This is a genomic window from Zobellia alginiliquefaciens, from assembly GCF_029323795.1.
Classification (GTDB): domain Bacteria; phylum Bacteroidota; class Bacteroidia; order Flavobacteriales; family Flavobacteriaceae; genus Zobellia; species Zobellia alginiliquefaciens.
The window spans coordinates 4,639,559-4,658,531 of record NZ_CP119758.1 but is presented as its reverse complement, the minus strand read 5'-3'; the positions used below and the strand labels follow the sequence as shown (position 1 = coordinate 4,658,531).

The following is an 18,973-nucleotide window of genomic DNA, read 5'->3' as shown; positions in this document are numbered from 1 at the left end:
TTCAGTTATGTTCAATAAGATAACCGCATTTTTGTTGCTGGCTTTGTTTTATAATGCCTGTGCCAAAAAAAACGACTACGTCTGGAAAACAAAGGAGGTAAACGTTTCTGCATACAACTCCGTTCATTGGCAAACAGATGGTGAGCCTAGTGTAGCTGCCTGGGGCGATACCCTGAAGCCTGGGATGAAGATTATTGCTATTTCTCGAGATTTAATGAAACTAGGGTTTGAGCCGGGTACTCAAGTAAAAATACATGGGTTGGAAGGTATTTATGAAGTAAGGGATAAAATGCACAGTAGGTGGAGAAATAAAATTGATGTCTATATGGGCTCAGATGTGCAGAAAGCTAGGGAGTGGGGAATGAAAAAAGTAAAAATCGAATACCGCGTGAAGCGAGAAGATAATACTCAGAGTGAATGAATAACAATTTTAAAATACTCATAGTTCTTATTTGCTGCGCTGCCAATGTGAACTGTAAACCGGTAAAGGAAACCGTAAAACCCCCTGAAATAATTGATAAACCTATAGTTTTTGACATAACCCGAAAAGAACTTACTTTAGAATATCTCAAAAATAGATATGGAATTGAAAAACAATCACCTACCATAGATCCAAAAATGATTGTTTTGCATTGGACGGTCATCCCTACGATGGAGGAAACTTTTGATGCCTTCAACCCGGCTACCTTACCTAATTGGCGGCCAGATATTAAAGATATAAGCGGATTAAATGTTTCTTCACAATTTTTGGTGGACCGGGATGGAACCATTTACAGGTTATTACCTGAAACTACAATGGCGAGACATGTGATTGGATTGAACCATTGTGCCATTGGTATAGAAAATGTAGGAGGAACGGATGCTTTACCCTTAACGGATGAACAAGTAAAATCAAATATAGCATTGGTAAAATACTTGGCAAATAAGTATGCTATTGACTATCTAATTGGTCATTATGAGTATACGCTTTTTGATAACCATCCGCTTTGGTTAGAAAAAGACCAAGGCTACCGCACAACTAAAACAGATCCCGGTGAAGATTTTATGAAGAAGGTTAGACAAGCCACCAAAAATCTTAATTTTGAATCCTTACCCAATAAACCGATTACCCCATGAAAATACAGATTACCGCATTGTTTCTAGTTGCCAGTCTTTTTTGTGCCGCTCAGGAGAAAGATTTAACCACTATGCTTTACGATACCTATGAAACCTATAAAGAACCGGTGCTAAAGAAGAGGCGTATTAAACATGCCGATTTGCAACCGCTGGTTGAAGAATACCGTAAAAACGACAAGTTTAAGGTAAGGCAGGTAGGTACTTCAATAGAAGGGCGATCATTATCGTTAATGAGTATTGGTGAAGGCGAAACCGATGTTTTTTTATGGTCTCAAATGCACGGTGATGAACCTACGGCAACCCAAGCTATTTTTGATATTTTCAATTTTTTTGATAGTAGCGATTTTGCTTCTGAGAAACAGGAGATACTGGAAAACTGCACCCTGCATTTCTTACCTATGTTAAATCCAGATGGTGCGGAAGTATATCAGCGTAGGAACCGTTTGGGCGTTGATATTAACCGGGATGCCCTACGATTGCAATCCCCCGAAGGGCAAACATTGAAAAAAGTCCGTGATAGTCTAGATGCTGATTTTGGATTTAATTTACACGACCAAAGTACGTATTACAATTCGGAAAGAACCGGGAAGCCGGCTACCATCTCGTATTTGGCACCAGCGTACAATTACGAAAAGGAGATAAACGACCAACGGGGTAATGCCATGAAGGTCATTGTTTTTATGAATAGTATCATCCAAAAATATGCACCCGGACAAGTAGGGCGTTATAATGATGATTTTGAACCTAGAGCTTTTGGCGATAATATTCAAAAGTGGGGTACAAGCACTATTTTAATTGAGTCGGGTGGGAATTACAATGATGTAGAAAAACAGGAAATCAGAAAACTGAATTATGTTTCCATTTTATCCGCAATTTATTCCATTGCTACGGAAAACTATAAAGAAATTGCTCTGGAAGACTATGAAAATATACCTGAAAACGACCGAAAACTTTTCGATTTAAAAATAGAAAATGCCAATTATCCGCTACTGGGAAATAACTATATTTTAGATATAGGAATGAACCGTCTGGAAGTGGATAAAAAAGGCCATAACGATTTTTGGTACAGTAGTCGTATTCTTGATCAAGGAGACCTTTCTACATATTACGGGTACGAGACTTTGGATGCTGCCGGATATACGATTGCCCCGGGCAAGGTTTATCCAAAGCTGCTCACATCCATAGATGCGGCAGCTGCATTGGATATTAAATCTTTGTTGAAATCTGGGTATACCTATGTTCGTTTGGAAAATATTCCTTCAACAAAATTGGCTTCTCCATTGCCCATCCATATTATAGGGAAGCGCTATGAAGTGCCGGAGTTTTCTGTGGAAATAGGACTCAATCCAACCTTCCTTCTAAAAAAAGATGGGAATTTTACTCATGCAGTAATTAATGGTTTTCTTATCGACTTGAACAGTGAAAAGAAAACTAATTTTAAGAATGCGATGATCTATAGGTAACGGATTATGTTCCTAGTAACCGAATCTCATAGCCATTTCTGACATTTCAGAGGCGTGAATTGCGATTCTAAAATACATTGTAATTGCCACTATTGCTATGATAGTGAATAACGAAAGGGTTAAAGCCTGGTACCATTTAGGCATTCCGTTTAAAGCGGTGTTCTGAATAATAACTGTTAATACATCCATGTGTTCTAATTTTGCCATTTAGCATAGCATTTGTTCTCAGGATGTAGGTGTTCATTTTCGAATATGGGGTACTCGTGTTCTTTAGACAACGAAGTAGTGGAAAACCCTACTTAATATTATTTTAATTCGTTGAACGGTATAAAAAAAGGGAGAACGGTATGTTCTCCCTTTTTTCAATTGCTAAATTGATGTATTTAGCAGTTATTAGGTATTCATTCTTAAAGTGACTCGGCATCTAGAAGTGCAAAGAACTTGTTTAAGTTAGGAATGATGACGATTTTAGTACGTCTGTTCGTAGCTCTGTTCTCTCTTGTGTCATTATCTACCAAAGGTAAGTAGCTACTTCTTCCGGCAGCAATCATCTTAGTAGGATCAACATTGTATTTGTTCTGAAGAATATCTACAACGCTAGTAGCACGTTTAACACTCAAATCCCAGTTGTTACGGAACATTTCCGTGCTTATAGTTTTAGAATCTGTGTGACCTTCAACCATAACTTCCATACTTGGCTCAGAATTGATTACTTGTGCCAATTTTTCAAGAATTTTGTTGGCTTTGCTGCTTACACGGTAGCTACCACTGTTAAAAAGAAGCTTATCGGAAATATTGATCATAACAACAGTCTTGTCAATATTTACATCAACATCATCTTCATCATCAGAGATAGATTTTTTTAAGTTGTAGGATATAGCCAAGTTCATTGAATCTTGTAAAGTCTTAGCCTCAGCCAATTTGGTAGGGTCAACATTTGCAAGAGTAGCTCTCATTTTATCTTTAGTGTTGTTGCTCATTACGGCAACATCATCCACAGATGTCATTTGGCTATCGTTAATTTCTTTTAAAGAATTGATTTTAGAATTGTACTCAGCTACACGAGCCTCTATCTTCGTCATTTTTCCTTCAAGCTCTTCCTTTTCAACTTGTGTCTTGGTCAATGCGCTTTGAGTTTCAGATAAATTGTTCTCAAGAGCAACATATTTTTTCTTCGAAACACAAGATGCCATAAGGGTTACGGCAAGCGTACTTAGGATAATAGATTTTTTCATTTTTAAACGTTTTGTTATAAAGTATTTGATTACTAGTAATACGAGGTAGGTTTAATATTGGATGTTAAGGTCCTACTAACATTATCGATTAAGAGAGTGGTAAATACGATGAAAAAATATATAATCAATTGATTTTAAGAAGGTAATGAGGTGTAGTGCGATATAAAAAAAGACACCCAAAATAGGTGTCTTTTTTTTCTTTTTTTATGGGTTTTGCTAGCTATTCGCAGCCTCCGGTGAATCCGTCAGCATTAAATTTGGTCTGAACAGCGCCCTGTAAACTTCCTTTTTGAACTTGAATGGCCAAGTTATTATCACCACTCCTTTTAGGGCTGCAGTATTCAAAAAGATAAAAACTACTTGCTCTTTCAGAAACCAGATCAGAAATTTTATTAAATGTGTCTTCCAATTCTTCTTTGTTTGCAGCAAACTCACTAGAGGTTTTTCCAATAGCAGTTAATGCCTCTGTATCTATCTCAGATCCTAAACCAATTGTAAAAAAGGAGATGTTCGGGTCTGCAGTATCTACCTTTTTCTGAGCTGCATCTTTTGAATAACGAGAAGCTTGGTCTTTACCATCTGTAAATATAACAACGGACGCAGCGCCTATTTTTTCGCCTTGCGTACTTTCGTTTAATAGGTCGGTAGCTATATCGGTAGATTTTATGACGGCCCCATAAAGATCAGTAGAAACATCACCACTAATATCATTATCAATACTTGCAATAGCTTCGGTCAATTCTGATTTCACGGAAGTCAGCGGATTCAGTTCATGCAGCACATCCTCGCCATCAAACCAATAAATGGCCATTTTATAGGAATCTTGAGTAGTAGCCGGCATGACAGTATTAACAAAACTTGTACTAGCGGTCTTTAATTCCTCTAAGCTACTTTGTAAAACACTGTTACTTAAATCCAGTATTAGTAAGGTGTTACTTGAGAATATTTGCTCATTAGGCGAAATCCTTGCGTTAGATTCCGAGGTTGAGATGGTATTGAAGCAATCATCATTTCTACCTTGTTCATAAATGGTAAACTGGTCCGCAGTTAACCCTGATACCGGTGTGCCATCGCTATTGGAAACTTTAAAGAAAACAGAAACTTTTCCTGGGTCTTTGGTGAATTGGTCTTGTATGGATAGGGTCAAGTCATTTTCTCCAAGGTCAAGGCAGTCATCAACAACTTGTCCTTGCCCAAGTCCATCGCCTGTATTTAAAGCATAGTTTACATCGTCATCTGCATTTCCACAGGAAACGAATAAAGCAATAGATAGAAAAAACAAAATAAGTTTAAAGGAGGAATTCATTTTCGAGATTTTTACGTTCAACCATCACAACGTTGATTTTCGTTTTAAAGTATGAATGCATTAAAAAAATATGTTAATTATTGTTAAGGCCATAAAACAGGCAGTTTAATCCATTTAGTGAAAAGCATATTTCTTTTTTATAAATCAGGACGTTTTAAAGGAGTTTTATGCGAATTGTGTTTAGCCTATATGGATCGCAAGCTATTTTGGTGAAGCAAGAGTATGTTGTATTCAACTAAAGAAATTGTTAAATTGATATATAAAGGTGATAATTTTAATATCTTGTAATATTCTAACAGACAATCAAAACTAAAACGATATTTATGCCAACCTATCAACTAACGGTAAACGGAAAAGCTCATACGGTAGAAGCTAGTGAAGACACCCCATTATTATGGGTTTTACGAGATCATTTAGATATGGTCGGTACAAAATTTGGTTGTGGTATTGCACAATGTGGGGCCTGTACGGTTCATGTTGAAGGTAATGCTACTAGAAGTTGTTCCTTACCGGTAGCATCGGCGGAAGGAATGTCCATTACCACCATAGAAGGATTGTCCGAAGATGGCTCTCATCCGGTACAACAGGCGTGGAAAGAAGTAGATGTTCCACAGTGTGGGTATTGCCAAGCGGGCCAAATGATGACCGCATCTGCGTTTCTGGCTCAAAATCCAAATCCTTCAGAAGATGAGATTAAGAATGCAATGAACGGTAACATCTGTAGATGTGCCGCATACAACCGTATTAGAAAAGCGGTAAGCGTAGCTGCTGATATAATGGCTTAAAACATACTACTACGCTTTTAAAAAAAACTAAAAGCTGCAATTCTATAAAATACTGCTCATGTCAACACCATCCATACAATTTAGTAGAAGAAACTTTTTGCGCACGTCATCTTTGGCGAGCGGAGGCCTTTTGATAGGCTTTAACCTTTTTACCGCTTGTAAGTCGGACGTAAAGCTGCCTGTAGATTTAGCGGATTTGAATTATAACGACTTTAATGCCTTTATTAAAATAGCCAAAAACGGAGCGGTGACTATCTTTTCACCAAATCCGGAAATCGGTCAAGGTGTAAAAACCTCAATGCCCATGATTATCGCCGAAGAGCTAGATGTTTCTTGGGATAATGTATATGTGCAACAAGGGGTGCTAGATACCAAAAACTATACAAGACAAATCGCCGGTGGTAGCCAGTCCATTCGTTTTGGTTGGGACGCCCTTCGTCAAACAGGTGCCACGGCAAAACAAATGTTGGTAAATGCAGCAGCAGCTCGTTGGGGTGTAGAGGCATCCGAACTTTCGGTTAGTGATGGTGTAATTACGAACAAGGCAGGTGAAACTTTAAGTTATGGAGATGTTGTGGATGAGGCCGCTGTTTTGGAAGTGCCTGAAAACGTTACCCTAAAAGAACCTAAGGATTATAAGATTATTGGTACGGATAGGCGTAATGTAGATATTGATAAAATTGTAACAGGTCAACCGCTATTTGGTATTGATTATAAAGAGGAAGGAATGCTTTATGCTTCCGTACTTAGGCCCCCTGCTTTTGGTCAGGAATTGGTTTCATTTGATGCTACAGAGGCGAAAGCGATACCAGGCGTAGTTGATGTGATTCAAATTGGTGACATGGCCAAGGCGCTGTTGGGTGAAGAGAAAGTCAACTGGACGGCACAATTAAGTGGTAGCGGAAAAGTAGTGGTTTTGGCAAAGTCTACCTGGGAAGCTTTTAAAGGTAAAAAAGCGATTAAAGCGGTCTGGTCTGATGCTACTCCTTTGGAAAGTACTGAGTTTCATGATGAAAAGCTAAACGGACTATTGAATGGTAAGGATTTTGTTACCATGCGTAAAGATGGTGATGTAAATAAAGCGTTCGCACAAGCGGATAAAGTTTTGGAGCGCACCTATGAATCCCCTTTCTTGCCCCATAATTGTATGGAGCCCATGAATTTCTTCGCGAACGTTAGCGATGAAAAAATTCACTTGGTTGGTCCGGTCCAGACTCCGGAGGATGCTGCCAATACGGTTGCGGCACTTTTAGGGCGTGATGTTGAAGACATTCATTTAGAAATGACCCGTATGGGTGGTGGGTTCGGCAGAAGGCTTTATGGCGATTTTGTATACGAAGCAGCTGAGATTAGCGCCACAATTAAAAAACCGATAAAAATGGTCTCTTCTCGAGAGGATGATATGTCCACGGGGGTTTATAGACCAGCAATTAAATATAGGATTAAGGCAGCTATAAAGGATGGTCAGTTAACTGGTTATCAATTGAAAGAAGCAGCTATTAATAGTAATATGTACGGATTGATACCTAACTTTTTTCCAGCTGGCACTGTAGAAAACTATCAGGTTGATGTTGCTAATTACAAGAGTAATATTACCACAGGGGCATGGCGTGCTCCATATACCAACTTCTTGGCGTACGCAGAACAAAGTTTCTTTGATGAGCTTGCCGAGGAAATGGATGTGGATAAGATTAAAATGCGTTTAGACCTTTTGGAAAAAGTAAAAGGCACGGAGGATGAACGAATTCAGTATTCTCCAGAACGCATGCAAGAGGTTATAAAAATGGCCGTTGATAAGTCCGGTTGGGGCAATCAGCCAAAAGGTACGTATCAAGGATTTGTAGCGTATTACTGTCATAATACCCATGTTGCCGAAGTAGCGGATGTGCAAATTGAAAATGGTTTGCCTGTAGTTAAAAAGGTGACTTGCGTTGTGGATTGTGGTATTGTAATAAACCCAATGGGAGCCTTAAACCAAATTGAAGGCGGTGTTGTTGATGGTATTGGCCATAGTATGTATGGAAGTTTTGGGTTTGAAGATGGAAAACCAACAGCCAATAATTATGATAAATATCGTTTGGGCCGTATGAAAGAGGCAGCAATAGTCGAAACACATTTGGTGCAGAACGAACTTTCTCCAACAGGATTGGGAGAACCTACTTTGCCACCGGCCGGTGGAGCGGTAGCAAATGCGTTAAAGGCGGCTACGGGTAAAAGAGCATACAAGCAACCTTTTATTCAGCAAGAAGAGCTCTGGAAAGTTAAAGAAGAGGAAATATTGGGGTAATAGAGCAAAACCCTTCATTACATCATTTTCTTAATCGATTCCGATTGTATATGACGCATGAATTAAAAAACATAGTTAAGGCCTTTCAAGTCGCAAACGAAAAGAAGCAAAAGACCGTCCTCGCGACGGTCGTTGCTTTAGAGGGCTCTTCGTACCGTCGTCCGGGAGTCCGTATGCTTATTCGCGAAGACGGAAAAAGGGTAGGAGCGGTAAGTGGAGGTTGCGTAGAAAAAGAAATCGTTAGGCAGGCGCAAACCGTATTTTCCAATGATGTGCCCAAAATGATGATTTATGATGGTAGATATCGATTGGGTTGTGAAGGTATTTTATATATTTTGATAGAACCCTTTATTCCAAACCCGGCTTTTCTTGAGGCTTTTGATGAGATATTAAAAAACAGAGCTCAATTTGAGATAATTTCTTCATTTACAAAGCAAGAAGGCCCACATGCTGACCTAGTTTCTTTTTTAGTTTTTAAAGGCAAAAAATTTGCGGTACGACCTGATGTTGGATTGAGTCATGAAAGACTGTTATTTCAACAGCAAATGAAGCCATGTTTTAAGTTGATAATCATTGGTGCGGAGCATGACGCGGTACAGTTATCTTCTTTTGCTTCCCTAGCAGGTTGGGAAGTAACTATCGTAGCCGCGGCTGCAGAAGAAAAGAGTATAAATGACTTCCCTGGAGCGAGTCTTTTTCTAACGGAAGAACCAGAAATGTTATCCATAGATTCAATCGACAATCAGACTGCAATTGTTTTAATGACACATAGTTACGTTCGCGACTTAAAGTATTTGTTGGCCATAAAAGAGTCTCGCCCCGTGTATTTGGGATTATTGGGTCCTGCGCAACGCAGGGAGAAACTTTTAAACGAGTTTATGGAGCTTTACCCAGAAGTTTCAGATGCTTTTTTTGATGTTGTCCATGGTCCTGCAGGCTTGGATATTGGTGCTGAAACCGCTCAGGAAATCGCTTTAGCTATTCTTTCTGAAATACTTTCGGTCACAAGAAATAAAGAGCCCATAATGCTTAAAAATAAACAAGGGAGAATCCACACCTAATGAGAGATACACAGCACCGTATCGCTATTATAATATTGGCAGCGGGAGCTTCTTCAAGAATGGGGGAGCCAAAACAACTCCTTCCATGGAAGAACTCTACCTTGTTGGGGCATGTAGTTCAAACTGCACAATCTTCAAAAGCAATAGAAGTAGTAGCTATTTTAGGGGCTAACGCGGGCCGTATTAAAACCACTGTTAAGGAAGATGTGGTTTTTGTAGAAAACGCCCATTGGTCATCTGGGTTGGGGACTTCCATCGTTACGGGAGTGGAGTGGTTGTTAAATTCTGATATTGAATGGGAGGGTATATTGGTTATGCTTGCGGACCAGCCACTAATAGATGTAATGTATCTGAATAGTTTAATGGATATATCTGAAAATAATACTGAAAAGATTGTTGCATCGGCCTATAAGAATGCAGTAGGAGTACCGGCAATTTTTCCTAGGACTTATGTAAGTTCACTTTTAAAGTTAAATGAGGATTTTGGAGCGAAACACCTATTGCAACAAGAGCAGGATAACGTTATTACTGTTACTGCTGACCATCGCATAAGTGATATTGATACTAAAGAAGATTATGAACAGCTAATGTCTGGTCTTAAAATTGATAATTAAACCTGATTTTCTATTCAATTTGCGAATAGTCGTTACGCTATCTAAAAATGTATTTTTGAGAACGCTCTATGGTTAGTTTACTCGATAATCGAGATTAAATGCTCAGAGGCTTGCCTCGAAATCAAAGTGTATTTCTTTTAATGCCTCTTGGGCTTGCCCCGAGGTAGTTTACGTTGAAAAAAAATTCTTTAGCACGGATATTTCCATCCTAATTTTTAGTAAAAAGCTTAACGCTTTATTTTTGCAGGTAAGATGAAAACGTACGAAATTACATCGTGAACCCTAAATTTTGAACTTATGTGTACAAAAGCCCAATGTTATATCATCCCTCCATACTTACTTGAAAAACTCGCTAAACACGGTAATAGCAGTTGTAAGAGAGCTTTAAACGATACAGGGCGTATTGCCGAACGTAGACGCAGTAGTCTTAATAATTTGCTGCTCCGTAATGAGCCAGAAGGGAGCGGGAAACGTTTCGTATACGATTCTAAAAACCAATTTGAGCAGCGATTGGAGTTGGCAAGAGAAGAAGGACAAGATGCTACGGAGGATGAAACCGTTAATAATGCGTATGATACTTCGGGTTTTGTGCGGGATTATTTTCAAGAAACTTTTAATTTAAATTCTATTGATGGAAATGGTCTGGATATAATTTCCAATGTACATTATGGGGAGGCGTATAATAATGCATATTGGGACGGTGATGAAATGACCTACGGAGACGGAGATGGTAAAGAATTTAAGGATTTTGCTAGTGCCATTGATGTTGTTGCGCATGAATTGGCTCATGGTGTAACCCAGTTTTTCGCCAATTTAGAATATCAGAGTCAGCCTGGGGCACTTAATGAGCACTTTTCAGATGTTTTTGGTACTGTAATCAAGCAGAAATACTTACAACAAGATATTTCGGAAGCAGATTGGCTTATAGGAGATAGCGTTGTTACCGAAGAATTTCCTGGAGTGGCCATCCGTTCCATGAAAGCTCCCGGTACAGCAAACGATTTTGATACACAGCCCGATCATATGGATAATTATTTCAATGGTATGGGAGATAATCAAGGGGTGCATATCAATTCGGGTATTCCTAACAAGGCTTTTTATCTCTGTTGTCTTGAAATTGGTATTGATAATTGTGCATTAATATGGTTCGAAACATTAAAAGCACTTTGGCGTACGGCAGATTTTAATGATATGGTCGAAACTTTGGTGGGAACGGCCCAACGTTTAATTTCGGAAGGAAAAGTGTCCGATAAAGCGGTAGAAGCGATAAGTAGTAGCTTTTCGCAGGTAGGATTAACCCCAATTGTTGTATAATGAAATATGAAATTAATATAGAGGGTGGCTTTACAGGTATTTCCAAGAGATTTGAGGGAGAAGTAAAGCTGAACAAAAATGAAGAACAAGAGATGCTAGATGCGGTAAGTGTCAAGCAGGAAGATCATAGTCATTTGCGCGATGGTTTTACCTACACGGTAAAGCTAACCGATGAGGAAGGTGTTTATGAATCACAATTCAATGAATCTAATTTGCCTAAGAAAATCAGACATTTTATTACTGATATTCAAAAAGGAGGCAACTGAACTGCAATCAAAAAACAAGATAGAATGAAGAAACCCGAGTTGCTAATTTTTGATATCAACGAAACACTTTTAAACTTGGAACCGTTGACCCGTGCTATAAACGATGCATTAGGTTCAGAACATGCTTTTTCGCTGTGGTTCAGGACTTTATTGCACTATTCTTTAGCTGAAACTTTAACAGGTAATTATGAGGATTTTAGTGCAGTAGGTAAAGCTACCTTAAAAATGACTATGCAGAAGTTTGGGAAAAATCTGTCGGATGATACCTTGGATTCTATTTTAGGAAATATCAAAAAATTGCCAGCGCACGATGATGTAGAGGAAGGTTTGAAGATTTTGAAAGAAGCTGGTATTAAGTTGGTAGCACTTTCTAATAGCAATGCTAAACTATTGAACGAACAACTGCAATTTGCGGGTATCGCTTCTTATTTTGATGCTATCGTTTCCGTGGAAGAGGTGGCTAGTTATAAACCGGAAGCGGCTCCTTATAAAGCTGTTCTTGCCAAAATGAGCGTATCACCAGAAAGCACCATGATGGTTGCCGCTCATGGGTGGGATATTTTAGGGGCCAAGCGCGCAGGTTTACGGACTGCATTTGTTGCGCGTACTGGTCACGCCATTTATCCGTTAAACGGAACGCCGGACATGGAGGGCAAAACTATCCTAGAAGTAGCCCGAACAATTTTGGAAAACTAGCTATTAGCTTGTCCTTCCTTCTCGTTCAAATCACCATAATCTTGAAAAATACCACATGAGTATTCTTTCTTGATCAAAGATTTCTCTTCTTGTTTTCTTTTTTTGGCTAGAACTTCTATTTGAGGAGATAAGTAACCCATGTTTTCTATTTTTTTAGGTACCGTTAAAACGTCCTTGGTTAAAAATTGTTGTCTTTATTTTCGGTTTTTAGTCGAAATACAAGTCAAATGTAAATCCGTAATTTGAAACCGAATATAATTTTACAAAAACTTTGTGATTTGTTTACCTATAAGTTGAAAATGAGTTAGATAGAAGTGTTCAATGGTTTGGGTAATAACCGTGATAATAATGTTGAAGAAGGTTGAAAACGGTTAAAAAACAGAAAGGAATTAAGATATTCGTTGCAGAATCTATAATACTACAAGTTGCTTTTCTATGTAGCTTTTTACGAGCATTAAATTCATTTTAAGAACTAGTGCTGCAGAGGGAATATTATCGTCCTCAATGGCCGACACAATGGCATCATGTTGATCATTGGAATTGTAATGAAAGGAATCATTGGACATAAAAGCTCTTTCATAGAAAAAAACGCGGGTTTTTAAGTCTTTTAATATCTGTTGAAAAACCGGGTTTTTGTAGTTGCACGTCAGTAGTCTATGAAACTCCATATATGCGTTTACACGCTCCAATGCATTTACTGCATTGGCAATATCATTTCTTTGTTTTTTGAGTTTGGCTATTGCAGCTTCGCTAAAGGTAGATTCTTCTAGGGCCAGGACTTCTAAATGGGCGACCAATTCATAAAGGTTTTTAGCTTCTTCGGGATTTACAGCGGCAATTACAAATCCTCGGTTGGGTATCGCTCTAACTATATGGGCTTGTTGCAATTGGGTTAAAGCCTCTCTGATAGGGGTTACGCTTACTTTTAATTTTCTAGATAATGCAGCAAGATTAATACCTTGTCCGGGTTGTAAATCTCCCTTTTGCATTTGTCTCAAAAGATGTTCGCGTACCTTGTCTCGTAATATGATGCTCATTCCCATAGGGTAAATATAGTAATCGTATACGATTATACAATGTCTTTTTGGTAATAGTAAGCAATGATTTGTTTAAAAAATGGACCTCTGTTGAGCTAAAAAAAGTGTATTTCACCTGAAAAAAGGTGTGAACTATACTAAAAACCAGGGGCGGACGTTTTAGAGGAAAATCCAAAAATTTGATTATGAGCTACTTATTTAAAAAAATCAGTCCTTACTCTTTAGTTGTTTCCGCTGCACTTTTGACGTTCAGTTGTTCCAATGACGCTGAAGATGCTTTAAATAATGAACAAGACCAGAAAGTTGACCAAACTGAAATTAAAACTATTTTGGAAACAGATCAAATGTCAAGTTCTGCAGATATGGTCGTTCAGGATTTATTCAGTAATAGGGAGGCGGGTAAAACAGCCAAGGATACTTCTTGCTATACGGCGGAATATTCGGATACTGGTTTTACGGTTAGTTTTGATGATTGCTCCGCTGAAGAGAACGGAGAAATACTAAACGGTTCTTTAAGTGTAGTTTATGGTACGGATAATGATTCATTTGCTTACACAGTAATTTATGATGATTTAAAAGTAGGAGGGATAGGCTTAGATGGAACAAGGTCTTTTACATATAGTCAAAGCGAAAGTGGTTCCTTGCTTTTTGATGTAACTATTGATATGACCTTGACTTTAGAAGATGATAAGAAAATATCCGAAAAAGGGTCTAAAACTTTTGGGTTCGTATTTGAAGAGGAAAAGAATATGTTCACTATTGATGGTGATTGGGTACTTAAATCAGGGGATGATACGTATGAAGTAGATATTACTTCAGATTTAGAAACTGAATTTGCATGTGAGTACATTGGCAAAGGTACAATGGACTTATCTAAAAACGGTTTGGAAGTATCTGTAGATTTTGGAGATGGCACATGTGATGATACCGCTACCCTTATTTATCCGGATAGTACCGTTGAAACTATTTCTTTAAAAGAGTAATCTTTCATTGATATAAAATTGAAAAGCCCCGAACGGAAATCCGTTCGGGGCTTTTTTATTAGGTCGAGAACTCTATTGAAGAAGTTCGGCAACTTTTTGCTCCAAAGCTGGACCTCTAAGATTTTTAGCAATGATAATACCATTTTCATCTAATAAGAAAGCAGCAGGGATAGCATCTACATTATATAGCTTAGCAATAGGATCGTTAAAATAGGCCAAGTTGGAAACTTGGTTCCAAGTTAAGCCATCATCCGCAATTGCTTTCTTCCAGGCATCTCCCGTTTTATCCAAAGAAACACCAATGATGTTTAAACCTTTGTCATGGTACTTGTTATAAACATTTACAACATTAGGATTCTCCGCACGACAAGGCTTACACCAAGCAGCCCAAAAATCGATCAAAGTAACCTTGCCCAATGCATCGGCAAGAGCTAATTCTTTTCCGTCAGGAGTAGGAGCGGTAAAAGCAGGAGCTTTAGCACCTATAGCCGTACTCTTTTGGCTCTCTTCGGCTTTTTTCTGTGCCTCTAATTTTTCAAGAACAGATGTAGCAGCTTTGGTCTTCTGGATTTCAGGAGAAAGTCCGTCGTAAATAGCCTGGGCTTCTTCTCCAGTTACGGCGCGAGCTCCAATAGCCCTATCGATCAATAGAACAGATATAAGTGCGTCTGGATGCTCCTTTATATAAGTAAGCTCAAAGTTCTTGTATTCTTCTTGAAGTTCCATCATCTCATCACGAAGTGAATTTGCCGTAGCCTCATCGGCTCTTTGCATATCTTCCTGTATGGACTGTGCCTGTGCAGTAATTTTTTTGGACTGGTCCATATAATCCATGAACACTTCATTCTGCTTAGAACCTTTTACGGTAGCAAAACCTAAGCTGTCTTTCTGTGCTTTAAGTTCAATATCACCATTTTCCAAGATCACAGCAGTGTAGCCCATTAGCTTATCAACAAAAACATAATGCATTTCTGGGGTATCGGCAACACCGGTAAAAGTGAAGGTTCCGTTTTCTACAGTAGTTGTGTCCACATCTACAGGTTGGCCATTTTCGCCCATTGCCCTAAGAAATACTTTTGTTCCGTTTTCAACTTCGCCGGTAATATTTCCTTTAAAGTTATACCCTTCGGGCTTTTGGTTACAGGCAACTAAGCCTATTAAGATACAGATTGACAATACTATTTTTTTCATTCTTTATATTTAAGATTGAACAAATGTAGGTATATATCGGTACAAAAAAAAGCCCTTAACATTCTGAGTCAAGAGCTTAGGATTATATGGTTATTTAAAGGTTTTAGAACTGATAACGGATGCCCAAGGCAATATCAAAATTGAATTTATTATCAAAATTCTTAAAACCGATCAGACCTAGTTCCGGTCTAAAATCCAATGATACAACTATCGGTAGATCAGGATTGTACTCTACACCTACATCTCCTGCTAAAAATACAAATAGGCCGCCATCTGGGTCTTCAATAATGCTGGGGTTGTTTCTATTGGGGACCGGAGCAAAATCCACGCTTCCTAATCCGCCTCCTGCTCCATAGAACCAGTTGAACCCTTGATCAATTTCATATACCCATTGGTACACACCTGTAAGTTTAACGGCATCAAACTCACGGCTGTCTCGGTAGCCAAGGTCCAATTCCGCTCTAGTATAACGTCCAATAGATTTTTGATAGGATATTTCGGCTCCAAAACCATCACTGTCACCAAGGCGTAAACCTAATGCGTTGTCCGCTATTTCTTGGGCTTGCAGTGAAAGTGCAGTAAAGCAAAAGCAAATTAAAAATAAAACTTTCCATTTTTTCATATTCTTGTGATTTTTGATTCTAAAAAGGCATTTTTCACTCGCCTTTCAACCATAAAAACTTAATTTAGCAATCTAAATTGTTTACCGTTGAATAAAAATTTACTGCAAGAATTAGCTAATTCTCTACAAGGCCGCGTTTTATCGGATAGTTTAACAAAAACCCTATACGCCACGGATGCTTCGGTGTATAGAAAAATTCCTACAGCTGTTACTTTGCCTGAGACAATCCAAGATTTAAAAACTTTAGTTCATTTTGCCAATACACATAAAATTGGACTTATTCCACGTACCGCTGGCACCTCTTTGGCAGGACAAGTTGTTGGTGAGGGAATTGTTGTGGATACATCCAAGCACTTTACAAAAATCGTTAGTGTGGATGAAAAAAACAAACAGGTTACGGTTCAACCTGGGGTTATTCGCGATGAGCTAAATCAGTATCTTGAGCCTTATGGGCTATTTTTTGGTCCTAATACATCTACTGCAAATCGTTGTATGGTAGGGGGAATGGTGGGTAACAATTCATCCGGGACTACATCCATAAAATACGGGATTACCCGAGAAAAAATTATTTCGCTTAGAACGGTATTGTCCGATGGAAATGAAGTGGAATTCAAAGCGCTTACTACAAGTGAATTTGAAGAAAAAATGAGCTTAAACACTTTAGAGGGTACTATTTATAGGGAAATCTATAAAGAACTGTCCCCTAAAGAAGTGCAACAACACATTCTTGAGGAGTTTCCAAAACCGCAAATACATAGAAGAAACACAGGTTATGCAGTAGATGAACTGCTAAACACTAATGTATTTGGTGATACCGATGAAAAAATAAACGTTTGTAAATTACTAAGTGGTAGTGAGGGTACCTTGGCCTTTACTACGGAGATTACTTTTCAATTAGACGAGATTCCGCCCAAGCTCTCGGCGATGGTGGTAACTCACTATTACACTTTAGAGGACTGTTTGACGGATGTTGCGCCGGTTATGGAACACGATTTGCACCTTTGCGAAATGATGGATAGGGTGATTCTAGACTGTACCAAAAACAATAGGGAACAACTTAAAAATAGGTTTTTTGTTGAGGGAGACCCGGCCGCATTGTTAATGCTGGAGGTCAAAGCCCATACCGAAGAGGATTTAGAGCGTCAAATAAATGAGATTCTTGCAACGGTTAAATTATCGGGACTTAGTTATTCCGAAGCTATACTTAGAGGGGCCGATGTAAATAAAGCTGTTGTTCTCCGTAAAGCAGGTCTAGGGCTATTGGGTAACATGGTTGGTGACCGTAAAGCGGTAGCTTGTATTGAAGATACCGCAGTGGCCATAGAAGATTTAAAACCTTTTATTGGGGAATTCACCAAAATCATGGACGGCTATAAACAATCTGCTGTGTACTACGCGCATGCAGGTGCAGGGGAGTTGCATTTACGCCCTATATTGAACTTAAAGAAAAAAGATGATGTGGTGATGTTCAGGGATATCACTACGGATGTTGCCCATTTAACAAAAAAATACAAAGGTTCATTTAGTGGTGAACATGGTGATGGTATTGTTCGTGCGGAATTTATTCCCATAATGATCGGTGAGCAAAACTACCAATTACTAAGACGTATAAAATCTTATTTTGACCCTGAGGGTATTTTCAATCCTGGAAAGATTGTGGATGCCTATTCTATGGACGAATCGCTGCGATATGAGGTAGATCGAGACGAACCAGAGATTAAGACTTTACTCGACTTTTCCGACAGTGAGGGCATTCTAAAGGCTACCGAGAAGTGTAACGGTGGCGGTGATTGTAGAAAAACTGAAAATGCTGCGGGAGCCATGTGTCCTAGTTTTCATGCGACTAGAGATGAGAAGCACACCACACGTGGTAGAGCAAATGCATTACGAGAGTATTTAACGGTCGGGGAGCAAAAGAACAATTTTGTCCAAAAAGAATTAAAAGAAGTTTTTGACCTTTGTTTAAGCTGTAAAGCTTGTGCAACCGAATGTCCAAGTAATGTAGATGTAGCGACTTTAAAAGCCGAGTTTTTGTATCAATATCAAGAAGCGAACGGCTACCCTATGCGTAGTAAATTATTCGCCTATAACACCACACTGAATAAGTTGGGAAGCAAAATGCCGGGGCTTACAAATGCGGTATATGATTCTAAATTTTTTGGTGGGTTATTGAAAAAAACAGCTGGTGTAGCACCAGAAAGAAGCTTGCCTAAAGTTTCAAGCTTTAATTTTGATAACTACTTGCAATCTTTTAAAAATAAGCACGCTAGTACAAAACAAAAGTTAGCACTCTATATTGATGAATTCAGTCAGTATTTAGATATTGAGTTAGGGAAGGATGCTATTGAAGTATTAACTAAACTTGGGTATGACGTTCAACTCTTCTATGGAGAAAGTGGCAGAACCTACCTTTCCAAAGGGTTTTTAAAGCAAGCTAAAAAATTAGCTTTAACGAATATACCTAAGTTAAAAAAGTTTGTTGACGAAGGGATACCGGTAATTGGTCTAGAACCATCGGCAGTTTTAACGTTCAGGGATGAGTACAAACGCTTTTCGCAAGACGAAGAAACAACCAGTGCCATTGCATTGAATACATTTCTATTAGAAGAGTTTCTTGCTCTGGAAATACAGAAAAAAGAAATTTCGTCTGACTTATTTACCAAGGAGGCTAAAACAGTGAAGATTCACGCTCACTGTCATCAAAAGGCCTTGAGTAATCAAAAAGTCACTTTTGATGTGCTCAACCTTCCTGAAAACTATAAGGTTTCCATTATTAGCTCCGGTTGTTGTGGAATGGCCGGTTCTTTTGGGTATGAAAAAGAGCATTATGAGGTGAGCATGAAGGTTGGGGAGTTAAAACTTTTCCCATCCGTAAGAAAATCACCTGAAGACACCATTATTTCAGCAAATGGAACCAGTTGCAGGCATCAAATTTATGATGGTACTAAACGGGAGGCTCTGCATCCGGTGACGATTTTGAAAAATGCGCTAGTTTAG

19 protein-coding genes are annotated in these 18,973 nt (G+C 38.6%); 12 read left to right on the top strand and 7 right to left on the bottom strand.

Translation table 11 applies throughout. The features are described 5' to 3' along the window. Positions 1-7: 7 nt before the first annotated feature. Genes P0077_RS19235 through P0077_RS19225 form a run of 3 tightly spaced genes read left to right on the top strand, consistent with a single transcriptional unit; the run spans position 8 to position 2,579 of the window. A complete protein-coding gene (locus tag P0077_RS19235; RefSeq protein WP_276166819.1) occupies positions 8-421 on the top strand; it encodes a 3D domain-containing protein in 414 nt (137 codons plus the stop codon). Then, a complete protein-coding gene (locus P0077_RS19230; RefSeq protein ID WP_276166818.1) occupies positions 418-1,116 on the top strand; it encodes an N-acetylmuramoyl-L-alanine amidase in 699 nt (232 codons plus the stop codon). The genes P0077_RS19235 and P0077_RS19230 overlap by 4 nt, the downstream gene beginning before the upstream one ends. Continuing rightward, positions 1,113-2,579 carry a M14 family metallopeptidase gene (locus P0077_RS19225; protein ID WP_276166817.1) on the top strand — a complete coding sequence of 489 codons (1,467 nt, stop codon included), beginning with the start codon at positions 1,113-1,115 and terminating at the stop codon, positions 2,577-2,579. The genes P0077_RS19230 and P0077_RS19225 overlap by 4 nt, the downstream gene beginning before the upstream one ends. A gap of 12 nt (positions 2,580-2,591) precedes the next feature. Here P0077_RS19225 and P0077_RS19220 read toward each other — a convergent pair whose 3' ends face one another. From P0077_RS19220 to P0077_RS19210, 3 genes are all read right to left on the bottom strand, one after another. Next, complete coding sequence (locus P0077_RS19220; RefSeq protein ID WP_276166816.1) at positions 2,592-2,768, bottom strand: hypothetical protein; 177 nt, start codon at positions 2,766-2,768, stop codon at positions 2,592-2,594. A gap of 218 nt (positions 2,769-2,986) precedes the next feature. Beyond that, entirely contained in the window at positions 2,987-3,814 is an 828-nt protein-coding gene (locus tag P0077_RS19215; protein WP_194527385.1) for an OmpA/MotB family protein, read from the bottom strand. A gap of 220 nt (positions 3,815-4,034) precedes the next feature. Next, positions 4,035-5,120 carry a vWA domain-containing protein gene (locus P0077_RS19210; RefSeq protein ID WP_276166815.1) on the bottom strand — a complete coding sequence of 362 codons (1,086 nt, stop codon included), beginning with the start codon at positions 5,118-5,120 and terminating at the stop codon, positions 4,035-4,037. 323 nt (positions 5,121-5,443) lie between these two features. Here P0077_RS19210 and P0077_RS19205 point away from each other — a divergent pair, with 323 nt between their 5' ends. From P0077_RS19205 to P0077_RS19175, 7 genes are all read left to right on the top strand, one after another. Next, positions 5,444-5,905 carry a (2Fe-2S)-binding protein gene (locus P0077_RS19205; protein WP_276166814.1) on the top strand — a complete coding sequence of 154 codons (462 nt, stop codon included), beginning with the start codon at positions 5,444-5,446 and terminating at the stop codon, positions 5,903-5,905. 58 nt (positions 5,906-5,963) lie between these two features. Then, complete coding sequence (locus tag P0077_RS19200; RefSeq protein ID WP_276166813.1) at positions 5,964-8,192, top strand: xanthine dehydrogenase family protein molybdopterin-binding subunit; 2,229 nt, start codon at positions 5,964-5,966, stop codon at positions 8,190-8,192. Between the two features lie 50 nt (positions 8,193-8,242). Then, complete coding sequence (locus P0077_RS19195) at positions 8,243-9,253, top strand: XdhC family protein (protein ID WP_276166812.1); 1,011 nt, start codon at positions 8,243-8,245, stop codon at positions 9,251-9,253. Then, positions 9,253-9,867: a nucleotidyltransferase family protein gene (locus P0077_RS19190; RefSeq protein ID WP_276166811.1), complete on the top strand. Its 615-nt coding sequence runs from the start codon at positions 9,253-9,255 to the stop codon at positions 9,865-9,867. Before P0077_RS19195 ends, P0077_RS19190 begins: the two co-directional genes overlap by 1 nt. Positions 9,868-10,164: 297 nt before the next feature. After that, positions 10,165-11,181: a M4 family metallopeptidase gene (locus P0077_RS19185; protein WP_276166810.1), complete on the top strand. Its 1,017-nt coding sequence runs from the start codon at positions 10,165-10,167 to the stop codon at positions 11,179-11,181. Beyond that, complete coding sequence (locus P0077_RS19180) at positions 11,181-11,447, top strand: protealysin inhibitor emfourin (RefSeq protein ID WP_276166809.1); 267 nt, start codon at positions 11,181-11,183, stop codon at positions 11,445-11,447. The genes P0077_RS19185 and P0077_RS19180 overlap by 1 nt, the downstream gene beginning before the upstream one ends. 24 nt (positions 11,448-11,471) lie before the next feature. Next, the gene (locus P0077_RS19175) at positions 11,472-12,143 is read left to right on the top strand and encodes a haloacid dehalogenase type II (protein ID WP_276166808.1); all 672 of its coding nucleotides are present in this window, start codon (positions 11,472-11,474) and stop codon (positions 12,141-12,143) included. Here P0077_RS19175 and P0077_RS19170 read toward each other — a convergent pair. Next, entirely contained in the window at positions 12,140-12,283 is a 144-nt protein-coding gene (locus P0077_RS19170; RefSeq protein WP_276166807.1) for a hypothetical protein, read from the bottom strand. The genes P0077_RS19175 and P0077_RS19170 overlap by 4 nt on opposite strands. A gap of 270 nt (positions 12,284-12,553) precedes the next feature. Continuing rightward, positions 12,554-13,180, bottom strand: coding sequence for a GntR family transcriptional regulator (locus P0077_RS19165; protein ID WP_276166806.1), 627 nt, complete (start codon positions 13,178-13,180; stop codon positions 12,554-12,556). A gap of 185 nt (positions 13,181-13,365) precedes the next feature. Between P0077_RS19165 and P0077_RS19160 the strand changes: the two genes are divergently transcribed. Beyond that, a complete protein-coding gene (locus P0077_RS19160; protein ID WP_276166805.1) occupies positions 13,366-14,163 on the top strand; it encodes a hypothetical protein in 798 nt (265 codons plus the stop codon). A 72-nt stretch (positions 14,164-14,235) separates the two neighbouring features. Here the strand turns inward: P0077_RS19160 and P0077_RS19155 are convergent, their stop codons facing one another. Together P0077_RS19155 and P0077_RS19150 are read right to left on the bottom strand one after the other, a co-directional pair. Further along, the gene (locus tag P0077_RS19155; RefSeq protein ID WP_276166804.1) at positions 14,236-15,354 is read right to left on the bottom strand and encodes a TlpA disulfide reductase family protein; all 1,119 of its coding nucleotides are present in this window, start codon (positions 15,352-15,354) and stop codon (positions 14,236-14,238) included. 103 nt (positions 15,355-15,457) lie between these two features. Next, positions 15,458-15,976, bottom strand: a complete 519-nt coding sequence (locus P0077_RS19150; protein WP_276166803.1) for a hypothetical protein — start codon at positions 15,974-15,976, stop codon at positions 15,458-15,460. Positions 15,977-16,063: 87 nt separating this feature from the next. On the opposite strand from P0077_RS19150, the gene P0077_RS19145 reads away from it, so the two are divergent. Beyond that, on the top strand, positions 16,064-18,973 hold the full coding sequence (locus P0077_RS19145; protein WP_276166802.1) for an FAD-binding and (Fe-S)-binding domain-containing protein: 2,910 nt from the start codon (positions 16,064-16,066) through the stop codon (positions 18,971-18,973).